At 68.0% G+C, this 16,459-nt stretch carries 13 protein-coding genes; 9 read left to right on the top strand and 4 right to left on the bottom strand.

Translation table 11 applies throughout. The annotated features are described in order from the left end of the window. Positions 1–969 (bottom strand): PAS domain S-box protein (locus tag QZT59_RS17155; protein WP_290819078.1); only part of this gene is annotated, 969 nt, incomplete at its 3' end. Between the two features lie 515 nt (positions 970–1,484). Between QZT59_RS17155 and QZT59_RS17150 the strand changes: the two genes are divergently transcribed. The 3 genes from QZT59_RS17150 (at position 1,485) to QZT59_RS17140 (ending at position 4,367) form a co-directional block, all read left to right on the top strand. Continuing rightward, on the top strand, positions 1,485–2,570 hold the full coding sequence (locus QZT59_RS17150) for an ATP-binding protein (protein WP_290819076.1): 1,086 nt from the start codon (positions 1,485–1,487) through the stop codon (positions 2,568–2,570). Positions 2,571–2,946: 376 nt separating this feature from the next. Beyond that, on the top strand, positions 2,947–3,552 hold the full coding sequence (locus QZT59_RS17145; RefSeq protein WP_290819074.1) for a DUF1326 domain-containing protein: 606 nt from the start codon (positions 2,947–2,949) through the stop codon (positions 3,550–3,552). Between the two features lie 23 nt (positions 3,553–3,575). Beyond that, positions 3,576–4,367, top strand: coding sequence for a DUF2182 domain-containing protein (locus tag QZT59_RS17140; protein ID WP_290819072.1), 792 nt, complete (start codon positions 3,576–3,578; stop codon positions 4,365–4,367). A gap of 441 nt (positions 4,368–4,808) precedes the next feature. On the opposite strand, the gene ilvA is transcribed toward QZT59_RS17140, so the two are convergent. Together ilvA and QZT59_RS17130 are read right to left on the bottom strand one after the other, a co-directional pair. Next, the gene (ilvA, locus tag QZT59_RS17135; protein ID WP_290819070.1) at positions 4,809–6,113 is read right to left on the bottom strand and encodes a threonine ammonia-lyase; all 1,305 of its coding nucleotides are present in this window, start codon (positions 6,111–6,113) and stop codon (positions 4,809–4,811) included. Further along, positions 6,110–7,390, bottom strand: coding sequence for an amidohydrolase (locus tag QZT59_RS17130; protein ID WP_290819068.1), 1,281 nt, complete (start codon positions 7,388–7,390; stop codon positions 6,110–6,112). The genes ilvA and QZT59_RS17130 overlap by 4 nt, the downstream gene beginning before the upstream one ends. Before the next feature lie 122 nt (positions 7,391–7,512). On the opposite strand from QZT59_RS17130, the gene QZT59_RS17125 reads away from it, so the two are divergent. Next, positions 7,513–8,481, top strand: coding sequence for a D-2-hydroxyacid dehydrogenase (locus QZT59_RS17125; RefSeq protein ID WP_290819066.1), 969 nt, complete (start codon positions 7,513–7,515; stop codon positions 8,479–8,481). A 125-nt stretch (positions 8,482–8,606) separates the two neighbouring features. On the opposite strand, the gene QZT59_RS17120 is transcribed toward QZT59_RS17125, so the two are convergent. Further along, entirely contained in the window at positions 8,607–9,785 is a 1,179-nt protein-coding gene (locus QZT59_RS17120) for a M24 family metallopeptidase (protein ID WP_290819064.1), read from the bottom strand. Between the two features lie 382 nt (positions 9,786–10,167). Between QZT59_RS17120 and rtcA the strand changes: the two genes are divergently transcribed. The 5 genes from rtcA to QZT59_RS17095 all read left to right on the top strand — a co-directional run bounded on the left by rtcA (position 10,168) and on the right by QZT59_RS17095 (position 16,295). After that, positions 10,168–11,241 carry an RNA 3'-terminal phosphate cyclase gene (rtcA, locus tag QZT59_RS17115; RefSeq protein WP_290819063.1) on the top strand — a complete coding sequence of 358 codons (1,074 nt, stop codon included), beginning with the start codon at positions 10,168–10,170 and terminating at the stop codon, positions 11,239–11,241. A 207-nt stretch (positions 11,242–11,448) separates the two neighbouring features. Beyond that, positions 11,449–12,405: a bifunctional 2-dehydro-3-deoxygluconokinase/2-dehydro-3-deoxygalactonokinase gene (gene kdgK1 / locus QZT59_RS17110; RefSeq protein WP_290819061.1), complete on the top strand. Its 957-nt coding sequence runs from the start codon at positions 11,449–11,451 to the stop codon at positions 12,403–12,405. Between the two features lie 195 nt (positions 12,406–12,600). Next, positions 12,601–13,764, top strand: a complete 1,164-nt coding sequence (locus tag QZT59_RS17105; RefSeq protein ID WP_290819059.1) for a hypothetical protein — start codon at positions 12,601–12,603, stop codon at positions 13,762–13,764. 236 nt (positions 13,765–14,000) lie between these two features. Next, complete coding sequence (locus tag QZT59_RS17100; RefSeq protein ID WP_290819057.1) at positions 14,001–15,587, top strand: amidohydrolase family protein; 1,587 nt, start codon at positions 14,001–14,003, stop codon at positions 15,585–15,587. 225 nt (positions 15,588–15,812) lie between these two features. After that, a complete protein-coding gene (locus QZT59_RS17095; RefSeq protein WP_290819056.1) occupies positions 15,813–16,295 on the top strand; it encodes an Hsp20/alpha crystallin family protein in 483 nt (160 codons plus the stop codon). Positions 16,296–16,459 lie beyond the last annotated feature (164 nt).

Genomic DNA, 16,459 nt, shown 5'->3' with positions numbered 1-16,459 from the left:
GTCGTAGACCGGCGCCCCGTTGACGGAGATCCAGACTCGCTCTCCGTTCGGACGAGAGACGCCACTGAGATGGTCGAACACCGGTTCTCCGGACTCCATAATCTGCGGGAAGGGTTTCTCGTCATCCGGGAGACGCTTGCCGTCGGTGTCGACTTCGTCCCAGTCGGAATCGTCGAAGCTGAGGTCGTTGATCTGTTCTTTGCTCCGCCCGTATATCTCCTCGGCTCGGTCGTTGGCGAACTGCAACTCCCCGTCACTGTCGACGATCGTGATGGCGATCGGACTCGTTTCGACGATCGTTTCGAAGCGGGCCAGTTCTCGTTCACGTCGCTTCCGTTCGGTGACGTCTCGTCCGATGCCCGCCAACACCGTCTCCCCGTCCGGATCGGCGAGCGTCGACGCCGCGAACTCGTACGGGATGTGAGCACCGTCCCTGGTGAGAAACTCCGCTTCGACCTGTACGCTACCCGTTTCGAATCCTTCCTCGATTGCGTCGGCGATCTGACCCTGATCTTTCTCGTCGAAGAACTCCAGCGCGTGCATCGATGCGATCTCCGGATCTTCGTAGCCCGTGACCTCGCAGAGACTGTCGTTCCAGCGGTGGAGGGTGCCATCAGCGTCGAGAACGTAGAACACGTCGTCGACGGCGTTCAGAACGTCGTCCGTGTACTCCCGATACCGTTCGAGCTGCTGGTTGCGAGCTTCGACTTCGTACGTTCGCGTCCTCGCTTGCCCGTCGTTGATACCCACGGCGAAGCCCGCAACGCTGGCGAGTGCGGTCAGGATCGGCGGAGATTGCGTTGAAACGCTTTCTCCGGGCTGAAGGTGGTAAACGACGAGGAGGCCGGCCATGACGCCGAACCCGGCGAGACACCAGCCAGCGATCCGTGGATAGCAGTCGGGATCGATATCGGCGCGTGCGAGCCGATACGCACCGTATGCGAGGATGAATCCCGGCACGGCGATCATCAGGGTAACGGTGAGAAGAGTTACCGCTGGTTGGCCCTGCCCACTCACGAAAATCGCCCGTCCGACGGCAAATACGACGAATACGCCGCCGAGAAGACCGATGGCGCGTCTCGCACCAACAGGGGACAGCAGGGGTCTCCTGGGTAGCATTGGCTCTTTTATGAGGGGTTTGCAGTATGAGCCTTGCGTTTGATAGCAGCCCCCGCTGTTCGACCGCTCCGTAGCCCTGATAGCTGGATGGGTGGGTATACTGCATTCGCACTGTGCGTTCAGCAGACGCTGTACGCACTATTCGAGTACCGTCAGAAACACCGTGATCGACTCAGAGGATCTACGTCGCACTCGGTCCCGTTGATTTCGGGACATTGATCGGGAAACGGTCACTTTGTAGCTCGCACACCGTGCTCGACCTCTCTGGCGGTTGCCGCGAGTTGCGTGCAAGATCCAGAGAGTGTCGCGTCTCCTGTAACTAGAACGGGAACAACGTTATCCCTATCAGCCGACTGCAAACGGACATGACCGCCCGGCAGCCGGAGACGCTCATTCCAGCGGCCGTGGATACACTCCCGATCAGCGTTGCACTCCTCGATGACGACGGGACGATCCTGTATACGAATCGCGCGTGGCAGGAGTTCGGGGAAGCGAACGATATCGAGGTTCGGCCAGATACCATCGGATCGAACTATCTCACGATCACCAGACAAGCGGAGACGGAGACGGCACAGACGGCTGCCGCGGGGTTATCCGAGATTGTAACGGGCGAACGAGAACTCTTCGAGTTCGAATATCCGTGCCACTCTCCCGACGAACAACGCTGGTTTCTCATGCGGGCCGCGTCGTTCAGCGACGATGAGCAGAGATACGTCGCCGTTGCGCATTTCGACATCACCGACCGGTACACGTATCAGCGTCGGCTGGAAGAATCCAACGAGCGCCTCCAGCAGTTCGCCTACGTTGCCTCTCACGACCTGCAAGAGCCGTTGCGGATGGTCACGAGCTACATGCAGTTGCTCGAGCGGCGGTATAGCGACGAACTCGACGAGGACGCCGAAGCGTTCATCGAGTTCGCCGTTGACGGTGCCGAGCGGATGCAGGCGATGATCGACGGGTTGCTTGCGTATTCCAGAGTCGAAACGCGGGGACGGTCCTTCGGTTCGGTCGATCTAGAGGCAGTCCTGGACGATGTGTTGACGGATCTCGGTATTCGGATCGACGAGACCGGTGCTGAAATCACCACTGAACCGCTGCCGACTGTCAGCGGTGACGCCAGCCAACTCCGCCAACTCTTTCAGAACCTGTTGGAAAACGCGCTCCAGTACAGCGGCGAGCAGGAACCCCGAGTGTCGATCTCCGCGACGCGTGACGAGGACGAGTGGATCATTTCGGTCAGTGACGAGGGGATCGGTATCGATCAAGAAGATGCAGATCGCGTCTTCGAGGTGTTCCAGCGACTCCACAGCCACGAGGAGTACGAAGGGACGGGGATCGGCCTCGCACTTTGTAAGCGGATCGTCGACCGACACGGCGGCGAAATTTGGATTGACTCTATCCCAGACGAGGGCTCGACGTTCTCGTTTACGCTCCCGGCTGACGAGGCGTAACTGACCTGTGTTGAACGATTGAACTCCGTTCAAAATGGACGTCTGCTCGTGCCACATTCGCGTCGTGAGTTCAGCAGACACCGAACAAACAACCCGATTCCCGTCAGGATCGGCGTGACCGACTCGGAGGACGAGTTCGGCGGACGAATTTCGTATATCACGCGCTGCCGTTACGGGTCGATCGGTTTGTACGGGGGCCGAGTGATCGCCGTCGTCGGCAAGCTCGGACATCCGCATTCGGTGGCTGCACGAATGCCGGCAACTGCAAAAATGTCACCAGGTAACTACTTGCGAAATCTCGTGGAAGTCTCACGCCCACCCTCGACGAGATCAGTTCACTACTGGACGGAATCGTGGAGGGGGAAGGTGGATACCGATGACACAAGACTGGAACCTCAAAGGAAACTTCATCGAAGCGTGCAACTGTTCGGTCCCGTGTCAGTGTCTCTGGTGGGAACCGGCGGATGACGACAAATGTACCTTTGCAGGATTCTGGAATATCGAGGACGGTGAGTACGGCGACGTGTCCCTCGACGGGCTGGGGGCCGGAATGCTCGTCTGGGAGGACGGCATCCTCTTCGAAGGCGGGTGGCACGTCGTCCTCGTGATCGACGAAGCCGCCGACGAGGCACAAGCGGAGGCGCTCGAAACGATCTTCTCCGGCCAGGCCGGCGGATTGTTCGAAGCGGCTGGGCCGCTCATCGACACGGTCGAGGATAGTGTGGTGGTGCCCTTCTCCTACTCGACGGAGGACGGCCACCTCTCGTTCAGTGCCGGCGATATCGTCACGATCGAGACCGACAGGAGCGTTGGCTTCGGTGACGAACAGGGATCGGTGTACCCCCACCCGTTCATCCCGCCAGACGAGAAAGCGAACATCGGCAAGACGACCGAAGCGACCGTCGACTTCGACGACGAGTTCTCGTGGGACGTCACCGGAAACACCTCGCAGTTCGGCGAGTTCGAGATGGCGAACTCCTGACCTCACCACTATCGGTCACGGGAATGACTACACGAGGGCACGAACGACCGAGTCTGACCGTTCATCAGCTGCCGCTCATCGCCATCGTCATGTACGCCCTCGCACTCGGTGCGTGGGTTGCACTTCTCTGGCGGTGGGTTCCAATGCCGGGCGGAGCGATGGACGTGCAGATGTCCGACCCGGGCGTTCCCGAGGCGATGGCGATCGGACACGGTCCCGTCGGCGTCGGACTCTATCTCATCATGTGGGGGACGATGATGATAGCCATGATGTATCCGTCGTCGGTGCCGCTGTTCCGGCTGTACAACGGGACACTTCGAGGAACCGCTAGACCCGCAAAAGTCGCCAGGCTGAGCGCGTTGCTCGGGGTGTATACGCTCGTCTGGACGCTCACCGGTCTGCTCCCGCTCGCAGTCAACGCAGTGATTCCACTCATCTCGGTGGTCGGCGAGCGTGGATCTCTCCTCTTCGGCGGCGTGTTACTGCTCCTCGGGGGCTATCAACTCTCCCCGTACAAGTACCAGTGTCTGGACGAATGTCGGTCACCGTTCGGCTTTCTGATGACCTATCATCGGCCCGGGATTCGCGGCGCCGCGTGGATGGGGGTGCGTTTCAGCCTCTTCTGTGTCGGGTGCTGTTGGGCGTTGTTCGCATTCATGGTCGTCGCGGGGTCGATGAACGTCCTCTGGATGGCAATCATCGCGGTGGTGCTCTCGCTCGAACGGACGGTGTCGTGGGGGCCACAGCTGGCCAAGGCGGTCGGCGTCGTCGCTGGCGTCGCTGGAGTTGGCTTCGTCGTGGTCTCGATGATGTAGCGTCGCTTCAGCGCTGAACCGCCAGAGGCAACCGAGAGACGCTGTCCCTCCGGCGATTAGCGATTCACGGCTGAAGCGGCAGTAGAACACTGGCGAATGGCTGCGAGATCTGCGCCCCATGTTCAGCACACGCCAAACGAACTACCCGGTTCCTATCAGAAACGACGTGACCGATACAGACGATCTATGCATCACCTTCATGTCGTGGGGAGTCTCGATCGGCTATCTGGAGGACCGACGAGTCCGTCACGACGTACCTTCAACGAGACGATACGAGCATCAGCTGAAACTGGCAGGGATCCCTGCGGTCAGTTCGCACACGTACGGGACGGACAATTCGGCGGGGGTTACGGGGCGGAAGGGTTCCGGCGCTCGTCGATGTAGCCGCGCGAAATCGGACGCGAGAGCGCGTTCTCGCCGGCGCGCAGCAGGACGGTCCGCTCACGCCCACTGCGCGTGCACGAGGTCGACCGAATCGAGCGCCTCGAGCGCCGATAGCACGCTCGCGAGGTGCTCGCGACCGCTCCCAGCTATCGCCGCGTCCACCGGTACCCGGTTGGGGTGATCGCCCGGCCTGCGGCGGGCGCGCTCGAGGTGGGCGAACGCGGCGCCGCGGTCCTCGATCACGTCCACGAGGTCGCGTACGGTCCCCGGCCACACCTCGACCGCCAGCCGGACCTCGACGTAGCGCCCGAGCTCGGCGAGACCCGTCCGGACCAGTTCGGCGTGGTCGGCCAGGTCGACGTTACCCCCGGAGATCACGGCGGCGACGTGCTCGCCGGTCACGTCGAGCTCGTCCGAGAGGAGCGCGGCGACGGGGGCGGCGCCCGCGCCCTCGGCGACGACCTTCTCGCGCTCGGCCAGCAGCGCCACCGCCGTCGCCAGCTCTCGGTCCGAGACGCCGACCACCTCGTCGACGCGCTCGCGGATCACGGCGAACGTCGTCTCGAGCAGCCGCGTGTCGGCGACGCCGTCGGCGACGGTGTCGACGTCCGCGAGCTCGTGAATGCGGTCCGCTGCCAGTGAGGGTTTCGCGTGGAGCGCACCCTCGGGCTGGACGCCGACGACGCGGACGTCCTCGCGGTCCGCGAGCGCCGTCGCGATCCCCGAGATCAGCCCGCCGCCCCCGATCGGGACGATCACGGTCGTCAGTTCGGGATACTGCTCGACGAGTTCGAGCCCGATCGTCCCCTGGCCAGCGACGACCGCGTCGTCGTCGAAGGGGTGAACGACCGTCCGGCCCGTCTCTTCGGCGAGTTCGAGGGCGCGCTCGTAGGAGCGCTCGTAGATGTCGCCCTCGACGAGCACCTCGGCGCCGTAGCCGCGGGTCGCCTCGATCTTCGCCGCGGGCGCGAGTTCGGGAACGACGATCGTCGCGTCGACGGCGAGCAGCTGGCCGGCGAGGGCGACGCCCTGGGCGTGGTTGCCGGCGCTCGCCGTGATCACGCCGCGCTCGCGCTCTTCGGGCGAGAGCCGAGTCATCCGGTTGTAGGCCCCGCGGATCTTGAACGATCCCGTCCGCTGGAACGTCTCGAGCTTCAGACCCACGGATTCGGCGCCGCTCAGCCGGGCGAAGGTGCGAGAGCGATCCAGCGGCGTCCGCTCGACCACGTCGTCGATCCGATCGCGGGCGGCGCGCACGTCCTCGGGAGCGACGACGTCGTCCGCGGCGGGGACCGCGCCGGCGCTCGAGCGGGACGAGTCGGCTCCACCGTCGGGATCGGTCTCGGCGTCGTCCCCGCTCATGCCCCCCGCTCCGCCAGTTCGAGTACGGTTTCGACCAGCACGTCTCGCCCGATCGCGAGGCTGCGCTCGTCGACGTCGAACGTCGGCGTGTGGTGGCTCGTCGGGTGATCCGTGCCGACGATCAGGTACGTCGCCAGCCCGCCTTCCTCCTGTACCCGCTGCATGAGGAAGGTGGCGTCTTCGCTCGCGCCGAACTCCGCCGAGGGGAGCACCTCCTCGACCCCGTCCACCGCCCGGGCGACCTCGCCGACGATCCCCGCGAGTTCGGGGTCGCTGTCGGCCCGGGGCGACTCGCTGACGACGTCGACGGTCGCCTCGCAGCCGTGCATCTCGGCCGCGCTCCGGACTCGGCGCCGGAACTCCCGTTTCATCCACTCCATCAGCTCCGTCGTCTCGCCGCGAACCTCGGCTTCCAGGTGCGCGCGATCGGCGATCACGTTGCTCGCGGTGCCGCCCTCCGCGCGGCCGACGTTGACGCGGGTCATCCCGTGCGCGTGGCGGGGAATGCCGTAGACGTTCGTGAGCGCCGTGCCCATCGCCTGGAGGGCGTTGGCGCCCTCGTTCGGCGCCTTACCGGCGTGGGCGGACGTCCCCACGATCTCGACGTCGAGGTGGGCCATCGCCAGGGGCTTCTCGATCCCGGCGACGACGGTCCCCGTCGGGTGGTCCAGCCCGACGTGGACGGCCAGCAGATACTCCAGGTCGGCGGCGAACTCGCTCTCGGCCATCGGGTGCCCGCCGCCGCCGGTCTCCTCGGCCGGCTGGAAGAAGACGACGAGTCGACCCGCGAAGTCGCTCTCGGCGATCGATTTCAGCGCCGCGAGCCCCCAGGTCATGTGGGCGTCGTGGCCGCAGGCGTGCATCGTCCCCTCGACCTCCGACCGAAAGTCCGCGGCTGCGGGGCGGTGGTCGGCGTCGGTCGACTCCTCGATGAACAGCCCGTCGATGTCGACCCGGAGGCCGATCGACGGCCCCCCGCCGCGATCGAGCCACGCGACGACGCCGGTGTGGCCGCCGGCCATCGCCGCGAGGAGGTCGTCGTCGACGCCTCGCGAACGGGCCCGTTCGAGCCACTCCTCGAGCGAGTCGGCGTCCGGAACGGCCATCCGATCGCCGGGGTCGTAGGCCTCGGCGCCGACGGCGATCCCGTCGACGTCGAGCGCTCGGAGTTCCTCGACGAGGCGAGCGGTCGTCGAGAACTCCCGCCACGCCGGTTCCGGGTGACGGTGAAACTCGCGCCGTAGCGAGACGAGTCGGTCGAGATCGGCGGCAGTCATGGCTGAAGATAGCACGCCCGCGCCCTTAATCGTACACAATTCTCGTTGACACGAGATACGTAAAGGGATAAGGTTCGGCCGATCCAACCGCCGCCAACGCGTCCTCAGGCGCGGGAGTCTCAATGACCGAACACGCAGACGTCGTCGTCCTCCGGGAGGGAACGGAGGGCCTCTCGATGGAATCGTACGCCGAGGTGCTTCGCGAGCGGTTGCCCGAGCGCAGCGTCGAACTGGCGCGAACGCCGCGGGCCGAGCGCGACCTGATCGCCCGAGCGCGGGTCGTCACCGGGATCACCCTCGACGCGGAGCGAGTCGGCGCGACCGACCGTCTCGAACTGTTCGCCTGCACGTTCGCGGGGACCGACCACGTGCCGACGGACGAACTCGTCGAGCACGGGGTCGCCGTGACCAACGCCGGCGGCATCCACGCGCCGGGCATCGCCGAGCAGTCGATCGCCAACATGCTGATCTTCGCCCGCGGGCTCCACGAGGGGTGGCGCCGCAAGCGCAACGGCGAGTGGCGTCACTTCCAGTCCGACGAGTTCGCCGGCTCCACGGTGACGATCGTCGGCCTCGGCTCGATCGGGCGGGCGGTCGCCGAACGGCTCGAGGGGTTCGACGTCTCCACGATCGGCGTGCGCTACTCGCCGGAGAAGGGCGGGCCGACCGACGAGATCGTCGGCTTCGACGCCGACGCGATCCACGACGCCTTCGCCCGCAGCGAGTACGTGTTCATCGCCTGTCCGCTCACGGAGACGACCCGCGGGCTCGTCGGCGAAGCCGAGCTCGCGACGCTCCCGCCGAACGCCGTGCTCGTCAACGCCGCCCGGGGCCCGATCGTCGACACCGACGCGCTCGTCGCGGCGCTGCGGTCGAACGCGATCCGCGGCGCCGCCCTCGACGTCACCGACCCGGAGCCCCTGCCGGAGGGGCACCCGCTGTGGACGCTCGAAAACTGCCTCGTTACGCCTCACACGGGCGGGTACACGCCGCGCCACTGGGATCGGCTCGCCGACATCGTCGCCCACAACGTGCGGGCGCTCGACGAGGGCGGCGAACTCGAGAACGTCGTCGCCGCGCCGGACCGATAACGGTCCGTCGGAGGGTTGGCCGGGACGCCGGCGGGGTCGCCTCGACGCCGTACTCGGGCCGCGCCGACAGCAAGACGGGGCCGCGTCACCGCCGTGCTCCCGCCGCGGCGGTGGCGCAGACCGACTCAGGTCGAAAACAGCGTCCGGGGGAACTCCGCCAGCGGTTCGGCGCCGTCGCTCGTCACGCGGAAGGTCTCGCTGATCTCGACGCCGAAGTCGTCGCCCCAGATGCCGGGGATCGTGTGGAACGTCATGTCCTCCTCGAGGACCGTCTCGTCGCCCGGCCGGAGGCTGGCCGTGTGCTCGCCCCAGTCCGGCGGGTAGCCCAGTCCCATCGAGTAGCCGATCCGGTCTTCCTTCTCGATGCCGTGGGCCGCGATCGTCTCGCGCCAGGCCCGCTCGACCGCCTCGCACGTGACGCCCGGCTCGACGGCGTCGAGGGCGGCCTCGATCCCGTCGACGACGACCTCGGCGGTGCGCTCGATCTCGGCGGGCGGGTCGCCGACGAACGTCGTTCTGGCGAGCGGCGAGTGATAGCGGTGCCGACAGCCCGAGAGCTCGATGATGACGGGATCACCCTCCTCGAACTCGCGGTCGGTCCAGGTGAGGTGTGGCGTCCCGGTGTGATCGCCGGAGGGCATCAGCGGGACGATCGCCGGGTAGTCGCCCCCGTAGCCGTCGGCGCCGCCGATCAGCGCGTCGTAGATCGCCCGGGCGGCCTCGTACTCGGGGACGCCCGCCTCGATGGCGTCGAGGCCCGCCCGCATGGCGTTCTCAGAGATGCGGGCCGCCTGGCGCATGTACTCGAGCTCCTGCGAGGACTTCTCGATCCGCACCCAGTTGACCAGCAGCGTCGTATCCTCGAACGAGGCGTCAGGGAGGTTCTTCTGCAGCCGCGTGTAGGACTTCGCCGTGAAGTAGGCGGCGTCCATCTCGAGGCCGATCCGGCCGTCGGCGACGTCGAGCTCCTCGAGGACGCCCGTGAGGTAGTCCATCGGGTGGAGGTCGACCGGCGAGTGCACGTGGTCGTCGCTGTAGGCCCGGATGCTCTCCTCGGAGAGCCGCGTCGTCGCCCGGGCGCCGTTGGCGTCCATCTCGCGGCCCACCCACACCGGTTCCTCCCGCTCCGCGGCGAGGACGACCGCCTGGTGGACGTAGAACGACCAGCCGTCGTAGCCGGTCAGGTAGTTCATGTTCGCGGGATCGGTGACGACGATCGCGTCCAGGTCGCGCTCGGCCATCCGGTCGCTCGTCCGCTCGATCCGTCGGTCGTACTCGGCGTCGTCGAAAATCTGGCGTGCCATCTCCCGGTTCCCTGGTGACAGAGTGGCACACCCCGAGAGATAAGCTTTTCGTGGACAATATACACGATTACCGTTTATTGACGGCGGGGACGACACACCCGTGCGACGGGGTGCGAACGGAGACGTCGAAGTGCGAGCCCAGGCGACGCCACGGGGTGCGAACGGAGACGTCGAAGTGCGAGCCCAGGCGACGCACCGACGCCACGGGGTGTGAACGAAGTCGGCGGAGTGCGGGCCCAGGCGACGCGCCGGTGGGACGGAGTGCGAACGCAGCCGACGACCGGACTCGATCGGAAGCGCGTCGAACCGGACGGCGGGGGCCGGCGCCGTCGCTCCGCGGCCGACCGCGAACGGGAAGGGGGTCCGATGCGTAGACGCGGCCATGCTCGAACTCGACGGGGGCGAGGCGGGCGGGCAGTTCCTCCGCACGGCGCTCGCGCTCGCGGCGATCGACGACCGTCCGGTCCGGCTCGAGAACGTCCGCGGCGCGCGGTCGCCGTCGGGTCTTCGCCACCAGCACCTGGCGGTCGTCGAGACCGTGGCGGCCGTCTGCGACGCCGAGGTGTCGGGCGCCGAGCTCGGCGCGGAGACGGTGACGTTCGAACCCGACGTCGGGGACGGGGTGCCGGGCGGCGAGTACGCCGTCGACATCGGAACCGCCGGGAGCGTGACCCTGCTGTTCGACGCCCTGCTTCCGCTCGCGACCCGGCTCGACGGACCGCTCGCGGTGACCGCCACCGGCGGAACCGACGTGGCGTGGTCGCCCCCGCTCGACTACCACCGACGGGTCAAGCTCCCGCTGCTGGGCCGGTTCGGCCTCCACGCCGCGCTCGAAGGCGACGGGCGCGGCTTCTACCCCGACGGCGGCGGCCGGGCGACGCTCCGGCTCGCGCCGTCGACCCTCGAACCGATCCGGCTGGTCGACCGCGGGGCCCGCGAAGCCGTCCGCCTCTACTCGACCGAGTCTGCGGATCTCGCCGACCGCGACGTCGCACACCGACAGGCCGAGGGCGCGCTCGAACGCCTCGACCCCGACGAGTGGGGCCTCGACGTGCGCGAACGCGTGGAAACGTCGGCGGAGAGCCCGTCGCCCGGATCCGCGCTCGTCTGCCGGCTCGAGTTCGCGGAGAGCCTCGCCGGCGTCGACGCCCTCGGCGAGCGGGGCAAACCGGCCGAGCGGGTCGGGGAGGAGGCGGCCGACGCGGCCCGACGGCTGCTCGCGGGGTCGGCGGCCGTCGACCGACACCTCGCCGACCAGCTGCTGGTCTTCCTGGCGCTCGCCGGAGGCCGGGTGCGGATCCCCGCGGTCACCGAACACGTGGAAACGAGCCTCGAGCTGCTCTCTGCGTTCGGAATCGAACTCTCGGTCGAGCCGCCAGGGGACGCGGGCGAGCCGGCCGGTCCATCGAGCGAGTCTGCCGGCCGAACGGACGAACGGATCGTCGTCGCCGAGTGATCGACGCGGACCTCCGCGCGGTCGTTTCGTCGCCGGTGACCGTCGCTCGAACGGATAGGACTCGTTGAAAGCGCACAAGGGGCGCCATCCGGCGAGCCATCGGCGTGTCGTATCGCAACAACTTATGACAGGGCCGACCGTGACGATATCTATGACCCACCGTAGCACGCAGGTATCGACCCCGAGACCGACGGGGGTGCGCCACGGATGAGCGACATCGTCACCTTCGGCGAGTCGATGCTTCGGCTGTCCCCGCCGGGCAACGAGCGGATCGAGTCGGCCACCGAGTTCGAAGTTCACGTCGCGGGCGCCGAGAGCAACGTGGCCATCGCCGCCGACCGCCTCGGCGCGGTGTCCACGTGGACGTCGAAGCTCCCCGAGTCGCCGCTCGGCCGGCGCGTCGTCGGCGAACTCCACCAGTGCGGCATCGGGACCGACGTCGTCTGGTCCCCGAGGGGCCGCGTCGGCACCTACTACCTGGAGAAAGCCGGCAAGCCCCGGGGCGCGAACGTCGTCTACGACCGCGCGGACAGCGCGATCACCACCGCCTCGCCCGAGGAGTTCGACAGCGATCTCATCCGGGACGCCCGGGTCTTTTTCACCTCCGGAATCACGCCCGCGCTCTCCCCGCAGCTCCGGGAGACGACGGCGAAGCTCCTGCAGGCGGCCCAGCGGGCGGGCACCACCACCGCGCTCGACGTCAACTACCGCCGGAAGCTGTGGTCGCCCCGGGACGCCCAGGAGACGCTGACCAGCCTCTTCCAGGGCGTCGACGTGCTCGTGATCGCGGCGAAAGACGCCAAGGCCGTCCTCGGCTTCGAGGGCGACCACCGTCAGCTCGCCCACAAGCTCGGCTCGAAGTTCGACTTCACCACCGTCGTCGTCACGCGCGGCGCCCAGGGCGCGCTCGCCTGGCACGACAGCGTCGTCCACGACCAGGACGCCTTCGAGACCGACACCGTCGAGCCGATCGGCACGGGAGACGCCTTCGCGGGCGCCTTCCTGGCCCGGCGGCTCGCCGGCGACGACGTCCAGCGCGCCCTGGAGTACGCCGCGGCGACCGCGGCGCTGAAGCGGACGATCCCGGGCGACGTCGCCCGGCTGACGATGGACGAGGTCGAGGCCGTCGTCTCCGACGACGACGTGGCGACGATCTCGCGATAAGGCCCCGAACGCCGACGGGGATCCCGCCGGTCGATCTGCGGGACGGACCCCGGGCGGGCTCGACCCGCCGACCGGATCCCGAGGGCCTCGATCCGCCGACCGGCACCGACGGTCTCGGTCCGACGAGCAGACGACGGACGTTTTGACGGTTTTGCCAGAACGGGTTTTTCTCCGTCGTCCGCACATCCGAGCGCAATGTCTCGCACAGCTGCCGCCGTAACGTCCCTGCTGCTGGTCACGAGCCTGTTCGCGATGGCCGTGCCCGGGAGCGCCGCGATCGCAGCGACCGACGGATCGACCGACGACGGGTACGCCGGTTCCCACGTCGCCTTCGACGTCGAGGGCGACGCAATCACCGACTTCACCGTCGGCGGATCGGAGACCTTCAGCGAGGTCCGCGTCCAGTCGCAGTCCGAGGCCGGCGTCGGCGCCGGCGTCGGGCTCGGCGCCGTCGTCGACATCGACGGCGCCGGCCTCTCGACGAGCGCCCAGACCGAGACGAGCGCGACCATCGCGGCCGAGAGCGGGGCCGAGCTCTCCGCTCACGACACCGAGCGCGGCCACCTCGTCGTGGCCGCCGGCGACGAGGCGCAGTTCGTCGAGGCCGAACTGGCGAGCGGCGCGAGCGCCGAGGCCGACGGCGAGGCCGTCGTCGTGACCGACGGCGAGCGCGAGGGCGCGTTCGTCGTGGTCGGCGAGGGCGAGGTCGCCGTCAACGACGAGGGCGACGTCGCCGCCGACCTCGCGGCCGACGCCGAACTCGTCTTCCGCTCGTACGCCGACGGGGAGCGCGACGACGAGGCGAAAGCCGAGGAGGCCATGATCGCCGAGGGCGCCGCCAGCGTCGAGCTCCACGTCGAAGAGCGCGACGGCGAGACCGTCTCGGAAGCCGTCAGCTTCGGCGCGGAGACCGCGGCCGAGGCCGGCGCCGAGGCCGAAAACGAGGTCGAGATGACCGTCGAGCGGACGGTCAGCGAGGGGACGATCGTCCTCGCCACCGTCTCCGAGTCGGCCGTCGGCTCGATCGAGGACCTCGAGGTGACCGTCGACGGCGAGGTCGCCGCCGAAGCGTCGTCCGCGTCCGAGCTCGAGGCCGCCGCCGACGGCGAGGAGCCCCGTTACCTGATCGCCTCACAGAACGAGGCCGAGGGCGAGGCGTCGGTCTACGTCGCGATCGATCACTTCTCCGAGCGGACGGTCGCGATGTCCGGCGACGACGGATCGGCCGACGACGCGAGTGACGACGGATCGACCGACGAGGCGAGCGACGACGCCGGGGTAGACGACGCGTTACCCGGATTCGGCGCGCTCGCGGCGGTGATCGCCGCCCTCCTCGCGGTCGGGGCGCGAGTTCGGTAACGGGCGACGAGTCCCCCAACCGCGATCGGCGCGGCGCGTGCCCCATCGGGGCACGATCGCGCGTCCGCGCCGCGTCCGCCGCCGAGTCACGACCACGCGTCCGCGACGCGTTCGCCGTCGGGGCACGATCGCGCGTCCGCGAAGCGCCGTTCCGGCGGGCCCGGCACGCGCCGTCGAGCCGGCGATCCTAGCATGGCAGACGTAGTTTTTTGTACGACGCCCGAAAGGGGGTTGGCATGTCGACGCACGACATCGTCGTTCGAAACGGCCGGATCCTCGACGGGACGGGCTCGCCGTGGATCCGCGGCGACCTCGCCGTCACGGACGGCCGAATCGCGGCCGTCGGAACCGTCCCCGGTGAGGGCGACGTGGAGGTCGAAGCCGGCGGCTCGGTCGTCTCGCCCGGCTTCATCGACATCCACACGCACTCGGACTTCACGCTGCCCGCGAACCGGGAGGCCCACAGCAAGGTTCGCCAGGGCGTGACCACCGAGATCGTGGGCAACTGCGGGACGAGCGCCGCGCCCGCCTACGGCGAGGTGGCGGCCGACGTCGCGGAGGGGTTCGCCTACCGCGGGGTCGGCGACGTCGTCGACGTCGAGTGGAAGTCGATGGCCGGCTACCTCGACCACCTCGAGGGGGAGGGCGTCTCGCTCAACGTCGGCTCGCTGATCGGCCACGAGAACGCCCGCATCGCGGCCGTGGGTTACGAGGATCGCGAGCCGACGGCCGACGAGCTCGCGGAGATGAAAGCGATCGTCGACGAGGCGATGGCCGACGGCGCCGTCGGGCTCTCGACGGGGCTCATCTACACGCCGGGCGCGTTCGCGGATACGGACGAGATCGTCGAACTCGCGTCGGCGGTCGCCGAGCACGGCGGCCTCTACGCCACCCACATGCGCAGCGAGGGCGACGACATCTTCGCGGCCCTCGAGGAGGCGATCGAGATCGGTCGACGGGCCGACGTCCCCGTCCAGATCTCCCACCACAAGGCCGTGGGCCGGGACAACTGGGGGAAGGTCCGCTACACCCTCCGGCGAATGGAGCGCGCGCGGGACGAGGGCGTCGACGTCCAGTGCGAGCAGTACCCCTACGTCGCCTCCTCGACGAGCCTCAAGGCTCGCCTGCCCACGTGGGCGCGCGACGGCGGTCCGGAGGCGCTCACGGACCGACTGCACGACGGGGAGACCCGCGAGCGACTCCGCCGGGAGCTCGAGGCCCGCACCGACGACTGGGACGACATCCTGATCACGCACGTCCGGAATCCGGAGCTGGCCGACCGCGAGGGCAAGACGCTCGCGGAGCTGGCCGACCGCGAGGGGGAGGACCGCGACCCCGCGACCCTCTCGCTGGACCTCCTCATCGAGGACGAGCTGCGGACCCGGCAGGTCAGCTTCTGCATGGACGAGGACGACGTCGAGTACGTGATGGCCCACCCGCTGACGATGGTCGGCAGCGACGGCAACTCCCTGCGGACCGACGGGCCCCTCGGCGAGGGCGTCCCGCACCCCCGGAGTTACGGCACGTTCCCGCGCGTGTTAGGGCACTACGTGCGCGAGAAGGGCGTGCTCTCCCTTCCGGAGGCCGTCCACAAGATGACGGGTCGCCCGGCAGCCCGGCTCGGCCTCGACGACCGCGGCGTGCTCAAGGCGGGCGCGCGCGCCGACGTGACGGTGTTCGATCCGGCGACCGTCGGGGAACCCGGGACGTTCGTCGATCCCGCGATCTACGCCGACGGCATCGAGCACGTCTTCGTCAACGGCGAGTTCGTGGTTCGGGACGGCGACCACACCGGCGCCCGCCCGGGCGTCGCGCTGCGCTGAGGTAGGTCGTCGCAGACGACTCGTCAGTCCGGCGGTCACGACCGACGATGCCCCATCTCGACGGGGCAAACCGACGACGCGCCATCCTGGCGGTCACGTCCGACGATTCGTCAACTCGGGCGTGACGACCGACGACGCACCGTCTCGACGGTCACGTCCGACGACGTGCTATCTCGGCTCACGGAATGGTTATGTGATATAATGGCGTATAATGGTGCGATCGCCATGAGATCCTTCGACACCGTAGAGCGACTGTTCGACGAGATGGACCGCAGCCTCGCGGAGATGCGCCGATCGATGCGCCCGTACGCCGGTCGGCCGACCGCCGCGTTCGAGCGACCCGCCCTAGAAACGTCGGCGCTCCCGACGCCGTCGTTCGACTGGCGAGGGGACGAGGAGGGCGTCACCATCGAGGACGAAGGCGACGAGTACGTCTTCGCGATGGACCTTCCCGGCTTCGACCGGGAGGAGATCGAGGTCACATTCGAGGGCGACGTGCTCTCGATCCGGGCGCACACCGAGGCCGAGGAGGGTTCCGACGCCATCCGGTCGATGCGCTCGCGACGCGTGGCTCGCCAGGTGCCGATCCCGAAGGCGGTCGTCGAGGACGAGATCACCGCCGCCTACCGAAACGGCGTGCTCGAAGTTCACCTCCCCATCGTCGCCGACGAGCGCGAGGAGAGCGGCCGCCGCATCGACGTGGAGTGAGCGGCGAGGAGGACGGCCTGGGTCGATCCCCCCACGTTCGTACGCGCCGCTGACCACCAAACTCCGCCATTTTCGTACGCGGCGTCGACCACCGATTCCCGCATTTCGTACCCTGCGTCGACCACCGATTCCCGCATTTCGTACCCTGCGTCGACCACCGATTC

Source organism: Halovivax sp., assembly GCA_007119345.1.
Taxonomy (GTDB): domain Archaea; phylum Halobacteriota; class Halobacteria; order Halobacteriales; family Natrialbaceae; genus Halovivax.
This window is presented reverse-complemented; position numbering and strand designations above follow the sequence as displayed.